Annotated in this window: 12 protein-coding genes; 9 read left to right on the top strand and 3 right to left on the bottom strand. The window is 61.1% G+C overall.

Features of this window, described 5'->3' with window-relative positions:
• Positions 1 to 230: 230 nt before the first annotated feature.
• From mgtA to AC3WJW_RS00460, 5 genes are all read left to right on the top strand, one after another.
• Positions 231 to 2,945, top strand: a complete 2,715-nt coding sequence (mgtA, locus tag AC3WJW_RS00480; RefSeq protein ID WP_493724762.1) for a magnesium-translocating P-type ATPase — start codon at positions 231 to 233, stop codon at positions 2,943 to 2,945.
• 140 nt (positions 2,946 to 3,085) lie between these two features.
• On the top strand, positions 3,086 to 3,802 hold the full coding sequence (locus AC3WJW_RS00475; RefSeq protein ID WP_493724761.1) for an MgtC/SapB family protein: 717 nt from the start codon (positions 3,086 to 3,088) through the stop codon (positions 3,800 to 3,802).
• A gap of 127 nt (positions 3,803 to 3,929) precedes the next feature.
• Complete coding sequence (locus tag AC3WJW_RS00470; protein WP_493724760.1) at positions 3,930 to 4,331, top strand: ANTAR domain-containing protein; 402 nt, start codon at positions 3,930 to 3,932, stop codon at positions 4,329 to 4,331.
• A gap of 109 nt (positions 4,332 to 4,440) precedes the next feature.
• Positions 4,441 to 5,067: a response regulator gene (locus tag AC3WJW_RS00465; RefSeq protein WP_493724759.1), complete on the top strand. Its 627-nt coding sequence runs from the start codon at positions 4,441 to 4,443 to the stop codon at positions 5,065 to 5,067.
• Positions 5,068 to 8,307, top strand: a complete 3,240-nt coding sequence (locus AC3WJW_RS00460) for a transporter substrate-binding domain-containing protein (RefSeq protein ID WP_493724758.1) — start codon at positions 5,068 to 5,070, stop codon at positions 8,305 to 8,307.
• A gap of 3 nt (positions 8,308 to 8,310) precedes the next feature.
• Here the strand turns inward: AC3WJW_RS00460 and dkgB are convergent, their stop codons facing one another.
• The 3 genes from dkgB to AC3WJW_RS00445 all read right to left on the bottom strand — a co-directional run bounded on the left by dkgB (position 8,311) and on the right by AC3WJW_RS00445 (position 10,901).
• Positions 8,311 to 9,114 (bottom strand): 2,5-didehydrogluconate reductase DkgB, encoded by an 804-nt coding sequence (gene dkgB, locus AC3WJW_RS00455; RefSeq protein WP_493724757.1) that lies wholly within the window; start codon positions 9,112 to 9,114, stop codon positions 8,311 to 8,313.
• A 243-nt stretch (positions 9,115 to 9,357) separates the two neighbouring features.
• Positions 9,358 to 9,897 (bottom strand): PaaI family thioesterase, encoded by a 540-nt coding sequence (locus tag AC3WJW_RS00450; RefSeq protein ID WP_102699257.1) that lies wholly within the window; start codon positions 9,895 to 9,897, stop codon positions 9,358 to 9,360.
• Between the two features lie 95 nt (positions 9,898 to 9,992).
• Entirely contained in the window at positions 9,993 to 10,901 is a 909-nt protein-coding gene (locus tag AC3WJW_RS00445) for a LysR family transcriptional regulator (RefSeq protein WP_095968029.1), read from the bottom strand.
• Between the two features lie 104 nt (positions 10,902 to 11,005).
• Here AC3WJW_RS00445 and AC3WJW_RS00440 point away from each other — a divergent pair, with 104 nt between their 5' ends.
• The 4 genes from AC3WJW_RS00440 to AC3WJW_RS00425 all read left to right on the top strand — a co-directional run bounded on the left by AC3WJW_RS00440 (position 11,006) and on the right by AC3WJW_RS00425 (position 14,976).
• Positions 11,006 to 11,872 (top strand): pirin family protein, encoded by an 867-nt coding sequence (locus tag AC3WJW_RS00440; RefSeq protein ID WP_493724756.1) that lies wholly within the window; start codon positions 11,006 to 11,008, stop codon positions 11,870 to 11,872.
• A gap of 93 nt (positions 11,873 to 11,965) precedes the next feature.
• A complete protein-coding gene (locus AC3WJW_RS00435; protein WP_493724755.1) occupies positions 11,966 to 12,649 on the top strand; it encodes an isochorismatase family protein in 684 nt (227 codons plus the stop codon).
• Positions 12,650 to 12,685: 36 nt separating this feature from the next.
• Positions 12,686 to 13,312, top strand: a complete 627-nt coding sequence (gene ycaC / locus AC3WJW_RS00430; protein WP_419709301.1) for an isochorismate family cysteine hydrolase YcaC — start codon at positions 12,686 to 12,688, stop codon at positions 13,310 to 13,312.
• A 221-nt stretch (positions 13,313 to 13,533) separates the two neighbouring features.
• Positions 13,534 to 14,976, top strand: coding sequence for a mechanosensitive ion channel domain-containing protein (locus AC3WJW_RS00425; RefSeq protein WP_493724754.1), 1,443 nt, complete (start codon positions 13,534 to 13,536; stop codon positions 14,974 to 14,976).
• Positions 14,977 to 15,151 lie beyond the last annotated feature (175 nt).

Below are 15,151 nucleotides of genomic sequence, written 5' to 3'. Positions count from 1 at the left end.
ACAAGCGAGCAGCGGCATCCTGATCATGGCCAGTCCTGGCTGTGTCCCGACGTCCCTCTCATCGACACTGAACAGTGCGTGGTTTCGACTTTTTGTCGTGGCCGCCGCTCTATCGACACGCCTGTCATTAGTGACCGGCGCGCCAGGCCTTGCCTTGCCGGTTGTTCCGGCGGCAAAGGCATGGACCTGCCTGCTCGACGGTTTCCCGGCTGACCAAAGGGGCACCAGCCATGAAACTTACCCTCAAGGAATTCTTCGCAGGCTTCCTGCGTAACCGCCACATCGCCCGGCACTTCCGTCGCCTGGCGTTGCTGGAAACCTTCACCGACACCACGGTCAGCCGTGAAGTCCCGCCCACCCTGGCGCAAACCCTGGTAACCGCTGCCGGCAGCGACACCGGCCAGTTGCTCGACACACTCGGCTCTCACACCGATGGCTTGAGCGAACCTGAAGCCGATGCCCTGCGCGAGCGGTTCGGCCTCAATGAAGTCGAGCACGAACAACCGCTGCCCTGGTGGACGCACCTGTGGCACTGCTACAAGAATCCGTTCAACCTGCTGCTGACCTTGCTGGCGGTCATCTCCTGGCTGACCGAAGACATGAAAGCGGCCATCGTGATTTTCTCCATGGTGGTGCTCTCGACCTTGCTGCGTTTCTGGCAGGAAACCAAATCCAACCAGGCCGCCGATGCCCTCAAGGCCATGGTCAGCAACACGGCCACCGTGATGCGCCGGGACCTTGAGGAGCGCCGCGCGCAGCGCATCGAGTTGCCGATCAAACAACTGGTGCCGGGCGACCTGATCGTGCTGTCTGCCGGGGACATGATTCCCGCCGATTGCCGGGTGCTCAGTGCCAAGGACCTGTTCGTCAGCCAGGCGGCCATGACCGGTGAATCGATGCCGGTGGAAAAATTTCCCCGCCAGCAGGACCGCGACACGCTCAACCCGCTGGACCTGGACAACATCCTGTTCATGGGCACCAACGTGGTGTCCGGCACGGCCATGGCGGTGATCCTCACTACTGGCAACAGCACCTATTTCGGTGCCCTGGCCCAGCGGGTCGGTGCGACGGATCGCGCGCCGACTTCGTTCCAGACCGGGGTCAACAAAGTCAGCTGGCTGTTGATCCGCTTCATGTTCGTGATGGCGCCGCTGGTGTTGTTCATCAACGGTTTCACCAAGGGCGACTGGACCGAAGCGCTGCTGTTCGCGCTGTCGATTGCCGTGGGCCTGACCCCGGAAATGCTGCCGATGATCGTCACCTCGACCCTGGCCAAGGGCGCGGTGTTCCTGTCGCGCAAGAAAGTCATCGTCAAACGCCTCGACGCGATCCAGAACTTCGGCGCCATGGACGTGCTGTGCACCGACAAGACCGGCACCCTGACCCAGGACAAGATCTTCCTGGCGCGCAACGTCGACGTCTGGGGCAACGATTCCGATGACGTGCTGGAAATGGCCTACCTCAACAGCTACTACCAGACCGGCCTGAAAAACCTGCTGGATGTGGCGGTGCTCGAGCACGTCGAAATCCACCGTGAACTGAAAGTCGGCACGGCGTTTCGCAAGGTTGATGAGATCCCGTTCGACTTCACCCGCCGGCGCATGTCGGTGGTGGTCGCCGAGCGCGATCAACCGCACCTGCTGATCTGCAAGGGGGCGGTGGAGGAAGTGTTGGCGGTGTGCTCGCGGGTGCGTCACGGCGAAGTCGATGAGGCCTTGAGCGAAGAACTGCTGGCGCGCATCCGTCAGGTCACGGCCACCTTCAACGCGGAGGGCCTGCGGGTGGTGGCGGTTGCAGCGCGGCCGATGATCGAAGGCCGCGACACCTACAGCCTGGCCGATGAACAGGCCCTGACGCTGATCGGTTATGTGGCCTTTCTCGATCCGCCGAAAGAAAGCACCGCGCCGGCCCTCAAGGCGCTGGCGGCCCATGGCGTGGCGGTGAAAGTGCTGACCGGCGACAACGAGCTGGTGACGGCGAAGATCTGCCGCGAAGTCGGCCTGGAGCAGCAGGGCCTACTGATGGGCAACGACATCGAGCGCATGACGGATGCCGAGCTGGCGAAGGCGGTGGAGACCACCAACGTCTTCGCCAAACTGACGCCGTCGCACAAGGAACGCATCGTCCGTCTGCTCAAGGGTAACGGCCATGTGGTCGGTTTCATGGGCGACGGCATCAACGACGCCCCGGCCCTGCGCACGGCCGACATCGGTATTTCCGTGGACAGCGCCGTGGACATCGCGAAGGAGGCGGCCGACATCATCCTGCTGGAAAAGAGCCTGATGGTGCTGGAGGAGGGCGTGCTGGAAGGGCGCCGGACCTTCGCCAACATGCTCAAGTACATCAAGATGACCGCCAGTTCGAACTTCGGCAACGTGTTCTCGGTGCTGGTGGCCAGTGCGTTCATCCCGTTCCTGCCGATGCTGCCGATGCACCTGCTGGTGCAGAACCTGCTCTACGACATTTCGCAGATCGCCATTCCGTTCGATAACGTCGACGACGAGATGCTCAAGCAACCGCAGCGCTGGCAGCCGGCGGATGTCGGGCGCTTCATGCTGTTTTTCGGGCCGATCAGCTCGATCTTCGACATCACCACGTTCGCCTTGATGTGGTACGTGTTCGATGCCAACACCCCGGATCACCAGACCCTGTTCCAGTCCGGCTGGTTCGTGGTCGGGCTGCTGACCCAGACACTGATCGTGCACATGATCCGCACGCCGAAGATCCCGTTCCTGCAAAGCCGCGCGGCCATGCCGTTGCTGGTGATGACCGGGTTGATCATGGCCGTGGGGATTTTCCTGCCGATGGGCCCGCTGGCGCACTACTTCAAGCTGCAGGCGCTGCCGTCGCTGTACTTCGTGTTCCTGCCGGTGATCCTGCTGGCGTACATGGCGCTGACCCAGGCGGTGAAGGGGTTCTACATCCGACGGTTTGGCTGGCAGTAATGCTGCCAGATGTAGGAGCGAGCCTGCTCGCGATGGTCGTTAACGATAACGCGTGTTTACTGGCTAAACGCGGCGCTCTTGAGACCATCGCGAGCAAGCTCGCTCCCACAGTGGATCGTGTATTTTTCAAGGATTTCATCATGCAAGCCATCAGCAACCTCAACCTGACCTCCCTGCTCGACACCCTGGTCAGTCTCAGCGCGGCCTTCATCCTCGGTGGCCTGATCGGTTTCGAGCGCCAGTACCGGCAGCGCACCGCCGGCCTGCGCACCAACGTGCTGGTGGCGGTGGGCGCGGCGATTTTCGTCGACATGGCCAACCGGCTCGCCGGTGCCGAAGGCGCCGTGCGGGTCGTAGCCTACGTGGTTTCCGGTATCGGTTTTCTCGGTGCCGGGGTGATCATGCGCGAGGAGGGCAATGTGCGCGGCCTCAATACGGCCGCCACCCTCTGGACCTCGGCGGCGGTCGGTGCCTGCGCCGGTGCCGACCTGCTGGCCGAGGCTTTGCTCGGCACGCTGTTCGTGCTCGCGGCCAACACCTTGCTGCGGCCGATCGTCAACAACATCAACCGTCAGCCGCTGGATGTGATTTCGGCGGAAGTCACCAACATCGTCTATGTCATCGCCCGGCGTACGCAGCAAAAAACCGTGCTGGCCTTGCTCGAAGCCGAGCTGGAACGCAGCAACTACCCGGCCAGCGATGTCGATGTGCACGCTTTCGGCACGGATGAAATTGAAATCGAAGCCACCCTGGCGACCACCTCGGTCGATGGTGATGAGCTGGATGCGCTGGTGGCACGGATTTCGACCTCGACCCTGGTGGTGCAGGCGTTCTGGAGTCCGAGTACTACGGAGTGAAGACCAAGGTTTCCCCGGCAAGCGTCAGACTAACCGGCAATTCTTTAGGAATATTCCTACATAAACCTAGGGCGGTGTTCCGTAGGCTTTGCGACCTCTTGAAACCGACATCCTTTTGGAGGTCACCTTGCCGGATAAATCCTTGCGCATCCTGATCGCCGATGCGCAGCACTTCAACTGCCTGCGGATCGAGCGGCTGTTCAACCAGCTCGGCTACTTTCGGGTGGCACCGGTGCACAGCCTCGACGAGCTCCTTCCCCTGGTGGAGTACGCTGGCGAGCCTCTGGATCTGGTGCTCGTCAATGGGGCGATGGCCAGCGAAGGGCTGGACCTGCTCAGTTTCCTGGCCGACAACCCGCAGGTTCATCACGGGTTTATCTTCAATGAACAGCAGGCGCGGGTGCCGCCTGTCGCGGGCAAGGTCCAGGTCAGCCAGGCCGCTCTGCCTGACCTGGCGTCGATTACGCAGTTGATGAGCGCCATTGATTGTGGGTTACCGTTCGTCGGAACTGTCATTTCTGTCAGGTAGTTCTTTCCAGCCTTCCATGCAAAAGTCTATGCGCAGCGTTGTGCCCAGCTGCTGCGGTGCCTGGAGGGCATTTTTTTGCCCGATCGTGTTGTTTTGCACGGGAGTTGTCATGAAGTCAGCACTGATTGTGGAAGATCATCCGGTGGTTCGCTCCATGATCAAACTCGTACTCAAGGGCGAAGGATTCAAGCAGATTTACGAGGCCTCCCGTGGCGATGAGGTCCTGTCGTTGATCCGGGAGCATCAACCGGATGTCGTGCTGCTTGATCTGGGTCTTCCCGGTGTGGCGGGGCTTGAGGTGATGGATCGCATCAAGGCCGAAAACACCCGATGTCGTGTGGTGGTGTTCACCTCGCTGGAGGCGCAGTTTTATCAGGACCGCTGCATGCGTGCCGGGGCTGTGGCCTATGTATCCAAGAGCAAGGACCTGGATGACCTGAAGGCGGCGGTGAATTCGGTGATGGCCGGCTACACCTATTTCGCCCAGATCCCTTCGAGTTCCGTGGCGATGGGGGAGTTGCAACGCAGTGAAAAGCAGCTGATCGACAAGCTCTCCAATCGTGAACTGACCATTCTGCAGTACCTGGCCCGGGGTTCGAAAAACCTGGAAATCGCCGAGCTCATGCACCTGAGCTACAAGACCGTCAGTACCTACAAGACCCGACTCACCCTCAAGCTCAACATGAGCTCGTCGGTGCACCTGAGGGATTTCGCCCTGCGCAATCATCTGATCTGAATGAACCTTCTCCGACGGCTGGCGGGTTGGGTGCTGACGGGCCTTCTGCTTTGGGCACCGAGTGTCGGTGCGCAACAGTCGTTGACCTTGTTGGGACGCTCGAGTGCCGAAGGCCTGAGTGCCGGGTTGTCGGACACCGAGTTGCGCTGGCTGCAGCAAAAGGGCCGATTGGTGCTGGCTGTCTCGGCACCGGACTATCCCCCCTTCGAATTCAATACGGCGGGCAAGGTGTTCGAAGGCCTGACAGCCGATTACGCCGGGTTGCTCGAACAGTTGTTGAACGTCGTCGTAGAGGTGCACTGTTATCCGTCGCGAGCCGACGCGGTGCAGGCCATCAAGGAAGGGCGGGCGGACCTGCTGGGAACGGCCAATCGATTTGAAGCCGAAGATCCGCAGTTACAGATGTCCAGTGCGTATGCGGTCGATCAGCCGGTGCTGGTCACGCGTACCGATTTCCCTCCGGTGCTCGACCCGACGCTGGCCGGCAAGCGGTTGGTGATGCTGTATCACTACTTGCCCGAATACAGCGTGCAACAGTTCTACTCCAGGGCGCAGGTCCAGCTGTTTCCCTCGACACTGGCGGCGATGGGGGCCGTGGCTTTCGGCCAGGCCGATGTCTACCTGGGCGATGCGATCAATGCCCACTATCTGATCAGCAAGAACTACCTGAACAACGTGCAACTGACCGACTTCTCGCCCATGGAGTCCGGGCGTTTTGCCTTTGCGATGGCCCGCGACAACGATTCGCTGTTGCACATCGTCAACAAGGCCCTGGCGGCCATCACCACCAATGAGCAAATGAACATCCTGCGTCGTTGGGGGGCAAACGGGGTGTCTATCCCCGGCACCCAGTCATTGCAATTGAGTGTGGCCGAACAGCACTGGCTCGAGCGCCATCCGCGCGTGAGGGTCGCGATCAACGAAAATATCCCGCCGATTTCATTTATCGACAGCGAAGGCAAGTTTCGCGGCATCGGCGTCGATGTGCTGGCGAAAATCAGTGTGCGCACCGGGCTGCAATTTGACATCCGCGGCATGAAGTCGGTGGCCGAGATGATGACCGGCATCAGGAATGGGCAGATCGATGTGCTGGCCGGTATCGGCCTCAGTTCCCAGCGTGAAGATGAACTGCAGTTCACCCGGGCGTTTCTGAGCAGCCCTTCGGTACTGGTGACTCGCGTAGCCGCGGACAGTCCCAGGACGCTGGATGACATGGCGGGTAGGACGCTGGCGTTGACCCAGGGCAACATTGCCGGTGAGTACCTTCGCAAGCATCACCCGCTGATCCAGCTGGTGGACGCGCCACTGTCGACGGACGCCATGGAAATGGTCGCCCAGGGCAAGGCTCACGGCGGCATCAACTCGTTGATCAGCGCCCGTTACCTGATTTCCCGGCAGTATCGCGATCGCCTGCAAGTGACCAGCACTGTGGGCACCGACCCCGCCCGAAGCACCCTGGCGACCAGTCGCGAGGCTAGCGAGCTGCATTCGATCCTGGACAAGGCGCTGCTGAGCATCCCGCCCGAAGAAATCGACGAGCTGACCCAGCCCTGGCGCTACGACTCGATGGTCGAGCAGAGTTACTGGCTGCGACACCGACAGGCGATCGTGCAGGCGTTTGCGCTGGCGGGTGTCTTGCTGTTGCTCGCGTTGGCCGGGATCGTCTGGCAGCGGCGGCAGATTCGTCAGCGCCAGCAATTGCTCGGGCAATTGCAGGATGCCAAGGACGCGGCGGACGACGCCAACCGGGCCAAGACCACGTTCCTGGCCACCATGAGCCATGAGATCCGCACGCCGATGAACGCCTTGATCGGCATGCTCGAACTGGCGCTGAAGCGGGCCGATGAAGGGGTGACCGACCGTGCCGCCATCGAGGTGGCGTCCAACGCCGGGCAGCAGTTGCTGGATTTGATCGGCGACATTCTGGACGTCGCCCGGATCGAATCGGGGCATTTGTCGTTGGCGCCGGAGCGGGTCAATCTACACACGCTGGTGACGTCGGTCTGCCGGGTTTTCGAAGGGCTGGCGATCCAGAAGAATCTGCAATGGCGGGTCGAGCTCGCCGAACACAGTGACCGCGATGTGATGCTCGATCCCGTGCGCTTCAAACAAGTGCTGTCCAATCTGCTGAGCAACGCCATCAAGTTCACCCGTGAAGGCCAGGTGAGCCTGACACTGCGAGCGCGGCCGCAAGCTCCGGCGCATCTCGCCGTCAGCGTACGGATCGAGGACAGCGGCATCGGCATCAGCGCTATCGACCAGCAACGCCTGTTCAGTCCGTTCGTGCAGGCCGATAACAATCAGCAGACTGCCCGGCAAGGGTCCGGCCTGGGCCTGGTGATCAGTCGTACCCTGTGCGAAATGATGGGCGGGCAGTTGCATCTCGACAGTGAGCCCGGGCGCGGCACGCGGGTGGACATCAGCCTGGTGCTGCCCGCCCTGCAAGCGTTGCCCGCGGGGGAGATGCCCCAGGACTCGGCGCAGCTCACGACCCGGGCATTGTCGATCCTGGTGGTCGACGATTACCCGGCCAATCGCCTGCTGCTCTCGCGGCAGCTGAGCTATCTGGGCCACAGAGTGGTGCTGGCGGAGGATGGGGCGCAGGGGCTTGAACAGTGGCGCGGACAGAGTTTCGAACAGAGTTTCGAACTGGTCATTACCGACTGCAGCATGCCGGTGCTCAGCGGTTACGAATTGGCGGGCGCGATACGTGAGCAAGAGCGGGAGCAGGGGCTGTCGCCGACGCTGATCCTGGGCTTTACCGCCAATGCGCAGGCCGAGGAAAAAGCCCGGTGTCAGGCGGCGGGTATGGACGATTGCCTGTTCAAACCCATTCGCCTGGTGGATTTGCAGGCGTGGCTGGCCCAGCGGTTTTCCAGCGCATCCCCGGCGGCAAATGACGATCCAGGCTTGGCCGGGTTCGACTTGAGCGGGCTGGAGCGTTATGCGGATTCGGATCCTGAGCTGATCGATCAACTGCTGCACGATCTGGCGCTGACCAACCGCGAGGACCGCGTGCATTTGCTGGCCTTGCACACCAGCGGCAATCGCCCGGGTTTGCAGACGCTGGCACACCGGATCAAGGGCGGGGCGCTGATGGTGCGAGCGCTTGGCCTGGTTGAGTGTTGCGAACAACTGGAGCGGGCGTGCAATGACGGCCGCGCGGCACTGATCGACGCCGCCGTCGACCAGTTGCAACAAGCCATGGCCCGCCTGGACCAGCGTCTCGAGCAGGACTGAGGCTCAATCCCAGTTCGGGGCGATGCCTTTTGGACTGGTCAACCGGTGGCCGCGATCCAGTGTTGCGATCAAGGCCATGTCGGCCTCGCTCAGGGTCAACCCGCGAGCCTTCAGGTTGCTTTCGAGATTGGCCCGGCGAGTGGACGACGGGATCACCGAGTAACCCGATTGCATGGCCCACGCCAGGGTGACCTGAGCCGGCGTCGCTTGCAGGCGTTCGGCGATCTGCTGGATGAGCGGGTCCTTGAGGACTTCACCGTAAGCCAGGGTCATGTAGGAGGTGATGCCAATGCCCTGGCTCTGCGCGAACGCGACGACCTTGCGGTTTTGCAGGTACGGGTGCAGTTCGATCTGGTTCGTGGCGATGTGCTCGGCGCCGATGGCTGCAATCGCCTGTTTCATCAGGTCGAGAGTGAAGTTGGACACGCCGATCTGCCGGGTCAGGCCCATGCGTTTGGCTTCAAGCAGGGCGCCCATGAACGCTGCGACAGGCACTTGATCGTCCGGCGACGGCCAGTGGATCAGGGTCAGGTCCAGGTAATCGGTCTGCAGTTTGTCCAGGCTTTCCTTCAGGCTGTCGATCAGTCGATCACCGGACAGGTTGGCGACCCAGATCTTGCTGGTGATGAACAGGTCCTCCCGGGCGATGCCGCTGGCGGCGACAGCCTCGCCGACCTCGGCTTCGTTCTCGTAGATTTGTGCGGTATCGATCACCCGGTAACCGAGCGCCAGGGAGGTGCTCACCGAATCGATGACCACCTGGCCTTGCAAGCGAAACGTACCCAGACCGAAGGCGGGAATGGACATTGATGACTCCAGAGGTTGCAGTGGGAATGGGCGGCAGTATCCGCGCCTGCATCCGTGAGAAAAACCGCTGGATTGGCAAAGCAATGTTTACCGCAAATCAAGAATCATCGGCAGGTTGCGGCAATGATGGTGTTTGTCCCGGCCTCATCGCGAGCAGGCTCGCTCCCACATTGGATCTATATGCACTACAAATCCCCTGTGGGAGCGAGCCTGCTCGCGATAGCCATCACTCGGTCTAAAGACTCACCCCCGAGGCTCAAGAATCATGCAAGTGGTGGTCCCCGTCGCATACAACCGCCCATCCACATCATAAATCCGCCCCTCAGCCAGCGCCGTCGAACGCCCCAAGTGCACAATCTTGCCCTCGGCACGCACCGGTCCACTGGCATTGTTCAGCGCGCGGACGTAGCTGATGCGCAGATCCAGCGTGGTGTAACCCTGGCCTTTTTTCAGTTGCGTATGGACTGCGCAACCCATGCATGAATCCAGCAAGGTCGCGGCATAACCGCCGTGGACCGTGCCCAGCGGGTTGTAGTGCCGGGCATCCGGCGTGCCCTGGAAGATGAACAGCCCGGCCGACCATTCGATGGGGATGAAATCCATCAGCGTGCCAATCGGCGGGGAGGGCAATTCGCCGTTGCCGATGCCTTCGAAAAACTCGGCGGGGGACAACGCGCTGACCTCGGCCATGGACAGACTGCCGGGTCCGGCGAGGCGGGCGCGCATGGCCTGTTCCTGGGCGATCCATTGGGCGAGGGTGGCGTCGCGGTTGGGGCTTTGCATGAATAGGTCCTCGGGCGGTAGCGATATTATGGTTGTAATTTAAGATAATATTATGTCTGAAATAAAAACTACGCCAGTCCCATGTGTCGCCTGCCTCAAGCAATATCACTGCGGCTGAATTCCTCCCCGAGAAAATCGATCAACGTGCGCACCGACGGCAGCAACCCCCGACGCGAGGGGAAGATCGCATGGATCACACCGCTCTTCGGTGCCCAGCCCGGCACCAGTTCCACCAGTTGCCCGGCAGCGATTTCATCGCGCACCACCACGCTGGGCAGGTGCACGATGCCGATCCCGGCGACCGCCGCATGGCGCAAGGCCAACAAGTCATCGGTGACCATGCGCGGGGCATGCCGGATCATCGCCGTGCTGCCATCGGCGCCGAACAGTTCCCACTGATATTCGCGCTGCGCCGCGCCCCAGTGCAGGCTCGGCAGGCCGCTGAGGTCGGCCGGGGAGGCCGGTGTCGACAGGCGCGATAAAAAGGCCGGGCTGCCGACCACGCTCTGGGTGCTGTTGCCCAGCACCTTCATCACCATGTCGGTGTTTTCCAGGGGTGGAAAGCGTACCCGCAGGGCAATGTCGAAGCCTTCGTGAATCAGGTCGACCCGGCGGTTGGTGCTCTCGATGAACACTTCCACCAACGGGTACTTGAGCATGTAGCGGGTCAGCATCGGCCCGACCCAGGTGTTGAGCAGCGCCGTCGGGCAACTGATACGCACCATGCCCTGAGGCTCGGAGCGGTTGCGCTCGATCAGTTCGGCAGCGCTTTCCGCCTCCACCCGCATGGCCAGGCAGCGCTGGTAATAGGCCTGGCCGATTTCCGTCAATGAGCAATGCCGGCTGGTGCGGTGCAGCAGGCGCACGCCGAGGCGTTCTTCAAGCTCGGCAATGCGTCGGCTGAGCTTCGACTTGGGCATGTCCAGTGCCCGGCCGGCCGCAGCGAAACCGTGATGCTCCACCACCTGGGTGAAGTAGTAGAGGGTGTTGAGGTCTTCCACCATCGTTCTCCAAATAGAACGCTAAAGCTGATTTTTGCAGTCTAGCGCAGCAAAGGTCACGGTTTTAAGCTTTGTCCATGGCTTCACCCCCCTCATCAGGAGACACCATGAAAAACATCATCGGTATCTACACCAGTCCACGGACCCATTGGGTTGGCGACGGTTTTCCGGTTCGCACGCTGTTTTCCTACGACAACCTGGGCAAACACATCAGTCCGTTCCTGTTGCTCGATCACGCCGGCCCCGCTGAATTCACCCCGACCACCGAACGACGTGGCGTTGGTCAGCATCCTCATCGTGGCTTTGAAACCGTGACTATCGTTTACAAGGGCGAACTGGAGCACCGGGATTCCACCGGCAGCGGCGGCAAGATCGGCCCCGGCGATGTGCAATGGATGACCGCGGCCTCGGGGATCCTGCACGAAGAGTTTCACTCAGACGGTTTCGCCAAAAGCGGCGGCACCCTGGAGATGGTGCAACTGTGGGTCAACCTGCCGGCCAGGGACAAAATGGCCGACCCCGGCTACCAGACGATTCTCGATGCTGACATCCCGAGCATCGCCTTGAAGGACAACGCCGGCAGCCTGCGCCTGATCGCCGGTGAATTCGACGGCCACAAGGGCCCGGCACGCACCTTTACCCCGGTCGACCTGTGGGACATTCGTTTGAATGCCGGCAAGTCGCTCACCCTGGACCTGCATGAAGGGCGCAACACCGCACTGGTGGTCTTGCGTGGCACGGTTCAGGTCAATGGCCTGGAACCGGTGCGCCAGGGGCAACTGGCCCTGTTCGATCGCAAGGGCGATCAGTTGACCCTCGAAGCCAGCGAAGACTCGGTGGTGCTGTTGCTCAGCGGCGAGCCGATCGACGAGCCGATCGTCGGTCACGGGCCGTTCGTGATGAACACCGAGCAAGAAATCCACCAGGCCTTCGCCGACTTCCAGTCCGGACGCTTTGGCCGGATGCACGCTTAATTCGCAGCGCTTTAACACCCGACTCTACACAGGATGAGTAGGCCGGTTTTCAGGCCAGGGATGGCTGTTGCCCAAAAGAAAGAGGAAACGCACATGAGTACTGTCTACGCGGCCAACTTCAACGGCCAGAAACCGACCATCGATCCCAATGACAGCGCGATGCTGTTGATCGATCACCAGAGCGGACTGTTCCAGATCGTCAAGGACATGGACGTGCCGCAACTGCGCGCCAACGCCATTGCCCTGGCCAAGGCTGCAACCTTGCTGAAGATGCCGGTGATTACCACTGCCTCGGTTCCGCAAGGACCGAACGGGCCGTTGATCCCGGAAATCCACGAGGCCGCCCCCCATGCGCAGTACGTGGCGCGCAAAGGCGAAATCAATGCCTGGGACAACCCGGAGTTTCACGCGGCGGTCAAAGCCACCGGCAAGAAAACCCTGGTGATCGCCGGCACCCTGACCAGCGTGTGCCTGGCGTTCCCGTCCATCGCCGCCGTGCATGAAGGCTACAAGGTGTTTGCGGTGGTCGACGCCTCCGGCAACCACTCGAAACTGGCCACCGACCTGACCGTTGCCCGCCTGGCCCAGGCCGGGGTGGTGCCGATCGACATCATGGCGACGCTCTCCGAGCTGCAAGGCTCGTGGAACCGCCCCGATGCCGAACAGTGGGCCGCTGTCTACGCCCAGGCCATGCCGCATTATCAACTGCTGATCGAGAGCTACCTCAAGGCCCAGCAAGTGGCGAACGAACACGAGGTGCTGGATTCCCAGCGCTAACCGAATCGGCATCGATAACCTGCGAGGATTACTGCAATGACTACTTCCTACAAGCGTCTGGACAAGGACAACGCCGCCGTTCTGCTGGTGGATCATCAGACCGGCCTGTTGTCACTGGTCCGCGACATCGATCCTGATCGCTTCAAGAACAATGTGCTGGCCCTGGCCGACCTGGCCAAGTACTTCAAGCTGCCGACCATCCTTACCACCAGTTTCGAAACCGGCCCCAACGGCCCGCTGGTGCCCGAACTCAAGGCGCAGTTCCCCGACGCGCCGTACATCGCTCGCCCTGGCCAGATCAACGCCTGGGACAACGAAGACTTCGTCAAGGCGATCAAGGCCACCGGCAAGAAGCAACTGATCATCGCCGGCGTAGTGACCGAAGTCTGCGTGGCGTTTCCGGCACTGTCGGCGCTGGCCGAAGGCTTTGATGTGTTCGTGGTCACTGACGCGTCCGGCACCTTCAACGAATTGACCCGCGAATCGGCATGGAGCCGCATGACCGCCCAGGGCGCGCAATTGATGACCTGGTTCGGCCTGGCTTGTGAACTGCACCGCGACTGGCGCAACGATGTCGAAGGGTTGGGCACGCTGTTCTCCAACCATATTCCGGACTACCGCAACCTGATGACCAGCTACAGCACGCTGACCAACAGCAAATAACTTCGGCATCACACATCCCCCCTGTGGGAGCGAGCCTGCTCGCGATGACGGTAGACCAGACACTGTTGCAGTGACGGTCAGTCCGCCTTCGCGAGCAGGCTCGCTCCCACATTGGTTTTGTGGTGTTTTTGGGAGGGTGTTCATCCCGCCAAATCAATTGCTCCTACACTAGTGCCAATCCACGCTATCTTCGCGTCATTGGCCCTGGCTGGAGTTGCTTGATGCTGTCATTGCTCACTGAACACCCATTGATCTGCGCCATGGCGCTGATCCTGATCGATCTCGGGTTGTGGTACTTGCTCAGCGCCGCTGGCAGTGCCTGGCGGCTGTTGGTGCGGGTGGTGATTTTCTCGTTGTTCAGCCTCCTGTTGTTCAACGAAGGCCTGAACCCGATGGAGCCGCCACCCTGGGCCGATAACGTGCCGCTGCACCTGGCCGCCACCGGCTTGCAGATCGGCTGGTGGTTGTTCGGCGCGCGGACCCTGACCGTACTGATCGGCGCGGTGATGATGCAACGGGTCGGGCATACCGGGCGCTTGCTCCAGGATTTGCTCGGTGCTGTGATTTTCCTGATCGCGGTGATTGCGGCCCTGGCCTATGTGCTGGACCTGCCGGTCAAGGGCGTGCTGGCCACCTCCGGCGCGTTGGCGATCATCGTCGGTCTGGCCTTGCAAAGCACCCTCAGCGACGTGTTCTCCGGGATCGTCCTCAACACCACCAAGCCCTATCAACTCGATGACTACATCTCCATCGACGGCATGGAGGGCAAGGTGACCGACATCGACTGGCGCGCCACCCGCCTGCAGACCTCCCAGGGTTGCATGGCGGTGATTCCCAACTCGTTGGCGGCCAAGGCCAAGATCATCAATTTCAGCAGGCCGAACGACATGTTCGGTATTTCCGTATCCCTGGAAGTGAGCCCCCACGCGAGGCCGAACACGGTGATCGACGCGTTGGAGCGGGCCATGCAAGGTTGCCGTGCGCTGCTGGATACACCGTCGCCCAGCGTTGGTCTCAAAAGTGCCAGCAACACTGGCGCGGTCTACGAAATCAACGGTTTTGTCGCGTCGATGGACGAGAAGCGTTCAGTGCGCAACCAGCTGTACGACCTGGCCTACCGGCACTTGCAGGCCTCCGGGGTCAATTTGTTGTCGAGCGTGGAACCCAGCCCGCCGATCAACTCGACACGCAAACGGGCCTTGCTGGACAGCTCGCCGATTTTCTCCACCCTGCGTCAGGAAGAGAAAGACACGTTCAGCCAGAACATGACCCTGCAAACCTTTCGCGCCGGGGAGGTGATCCTGGAAGCGGAGGAGGTCAGCGATCACTTGTTCATTATCGAATCCGGCGTGATCTCGGTGACCTTGATGCGTCACGGAACACCCTACGAATCCGGACGCATGGGGCCGGGGGAGGTGATCGGCGAGGCGGGTATTCTCACCGACAGCGCGCTGCCTGCGCAGTTTACCGCCAAGACATTCTGCGGCCTGTACCGCATCGAAAAGTCCTACCTCAAACCGTGCCTGGATGCCCGTCACGACATCAACGATGCAATGAAAGCCTTGCTCGATTACCGGCTGCAAAAAGCCAAAATCCTCACTCAGGAGTTGCCGGTGGCGGTGGAGAAAAAGGGCTTTCTGCGCTGGTTGCGCAATCGGGTTTGAGCTCGGTGGTGAATGGCCGCTGCGCGGATCGCGAGCAAGCTCGCTCCCACATTTGAGTGCATTTCCCTGTGGGAGCGAGCTTGCTCGCGATGACGGCAGTGAATTCACCAAAAGTGAAGAGTGAAACCCATCACACCCGCGCCAATGGCCTCCTCGACTTCTGGAATATTGGCTA

Source organism: Pseudomonas sp. GW821-FHT07G06 (assembly GCF_058986625.1).
The sequence above is the reverse complement of the archived record's forward strand: the minus strand, read 5'-3'. Positions and strand labels throughout refer to the sequence as shown.

What these genes read in the sequence shown, in the direction of transcription:
- mgtA (WP_493724762.1), top strand. Translation starts at nt 231, where the DNA reads ATGAAACTTACCCTCAAGGAATTCTTCGCAGGCTTCCTGCGTAACCGC.
- AC3WJW_RS00475 (WP_493724761.1), top strand. Translation starts at nt 3,086, where the DNA reads ATGCAAGCCATCAGCAACCTCAACCTGACCTCCCTGCTCGACACCCTG.
- AC3WJW_RS00465 (WP_493724759.1), top strand. Translation starts at nt 4,441, where the DNA reads ATGAAGTCAGCACTGATTGTGGAAGATCATCCGGTGGTTCGCTCCATG.
- AC3WJW_RS00460 (WP_493724758.1), top strand. Translation starts at nt 5,068, where the DNA reads ATGAACCTTCTCCGACGGCTGGCGGGTTGGGTGCTGACGGGCCTTCTG.
- dkgB (WP_493724757.1), bottom strand. Translation starts at nt 9,114, where the DNA reads ATGTCCATTCCCGCCTTCGGTCTGGGTACGTTTCGCTTGCAAGGCCAG.
- AC3WJW_RS00450 (WP_102699257.1), bottom strand. Translation starts at nt 9,897, where the DNA reads ATGCAAAGCCCCAACCGCGACGCCACCCTCGCCCAATGGATCGCCCAG.
- AC3WJW_RS00445 (WP_095968029.1), bottom strand. Translation starts at nt 10,901, where the DNA reads ATGGTGGAAGACCTCAACACCCTCTACTACTTCACCCAGGTGGTGGAG.
- AC3WJW_RS00440 (WP_493724756.1), top strand. Translation starts at nt 11,006, where the DNA reads ATGAAAAACATCATCGGTATCTACACCAGTCCACGGACCCATTGGGTT.
- AC3WJW_RS00435 (WP_493724755.1), top strand. Translation starts at nt 11,966, where the DNA reads ATGAGTACTGTCTACGCGGCCAACTTCAACGGCCAGAAACCGACCATC.
- ycaC (WP_419709301.1), top strand. Translation starts at nt 12,686, where the DNA reads ATGACTACTTCCTACAAGCGTCTGGACAAGGACAACGCCGCCGTTCTG.
- AC3WJW_RS00425 (WP_493724754.1), top strand. Translation starts at nt 13,534, where the DNA reads ATGCTGTCATTGCTCACTGAACACCCATTGATCTGCGCCATGGCGCTG.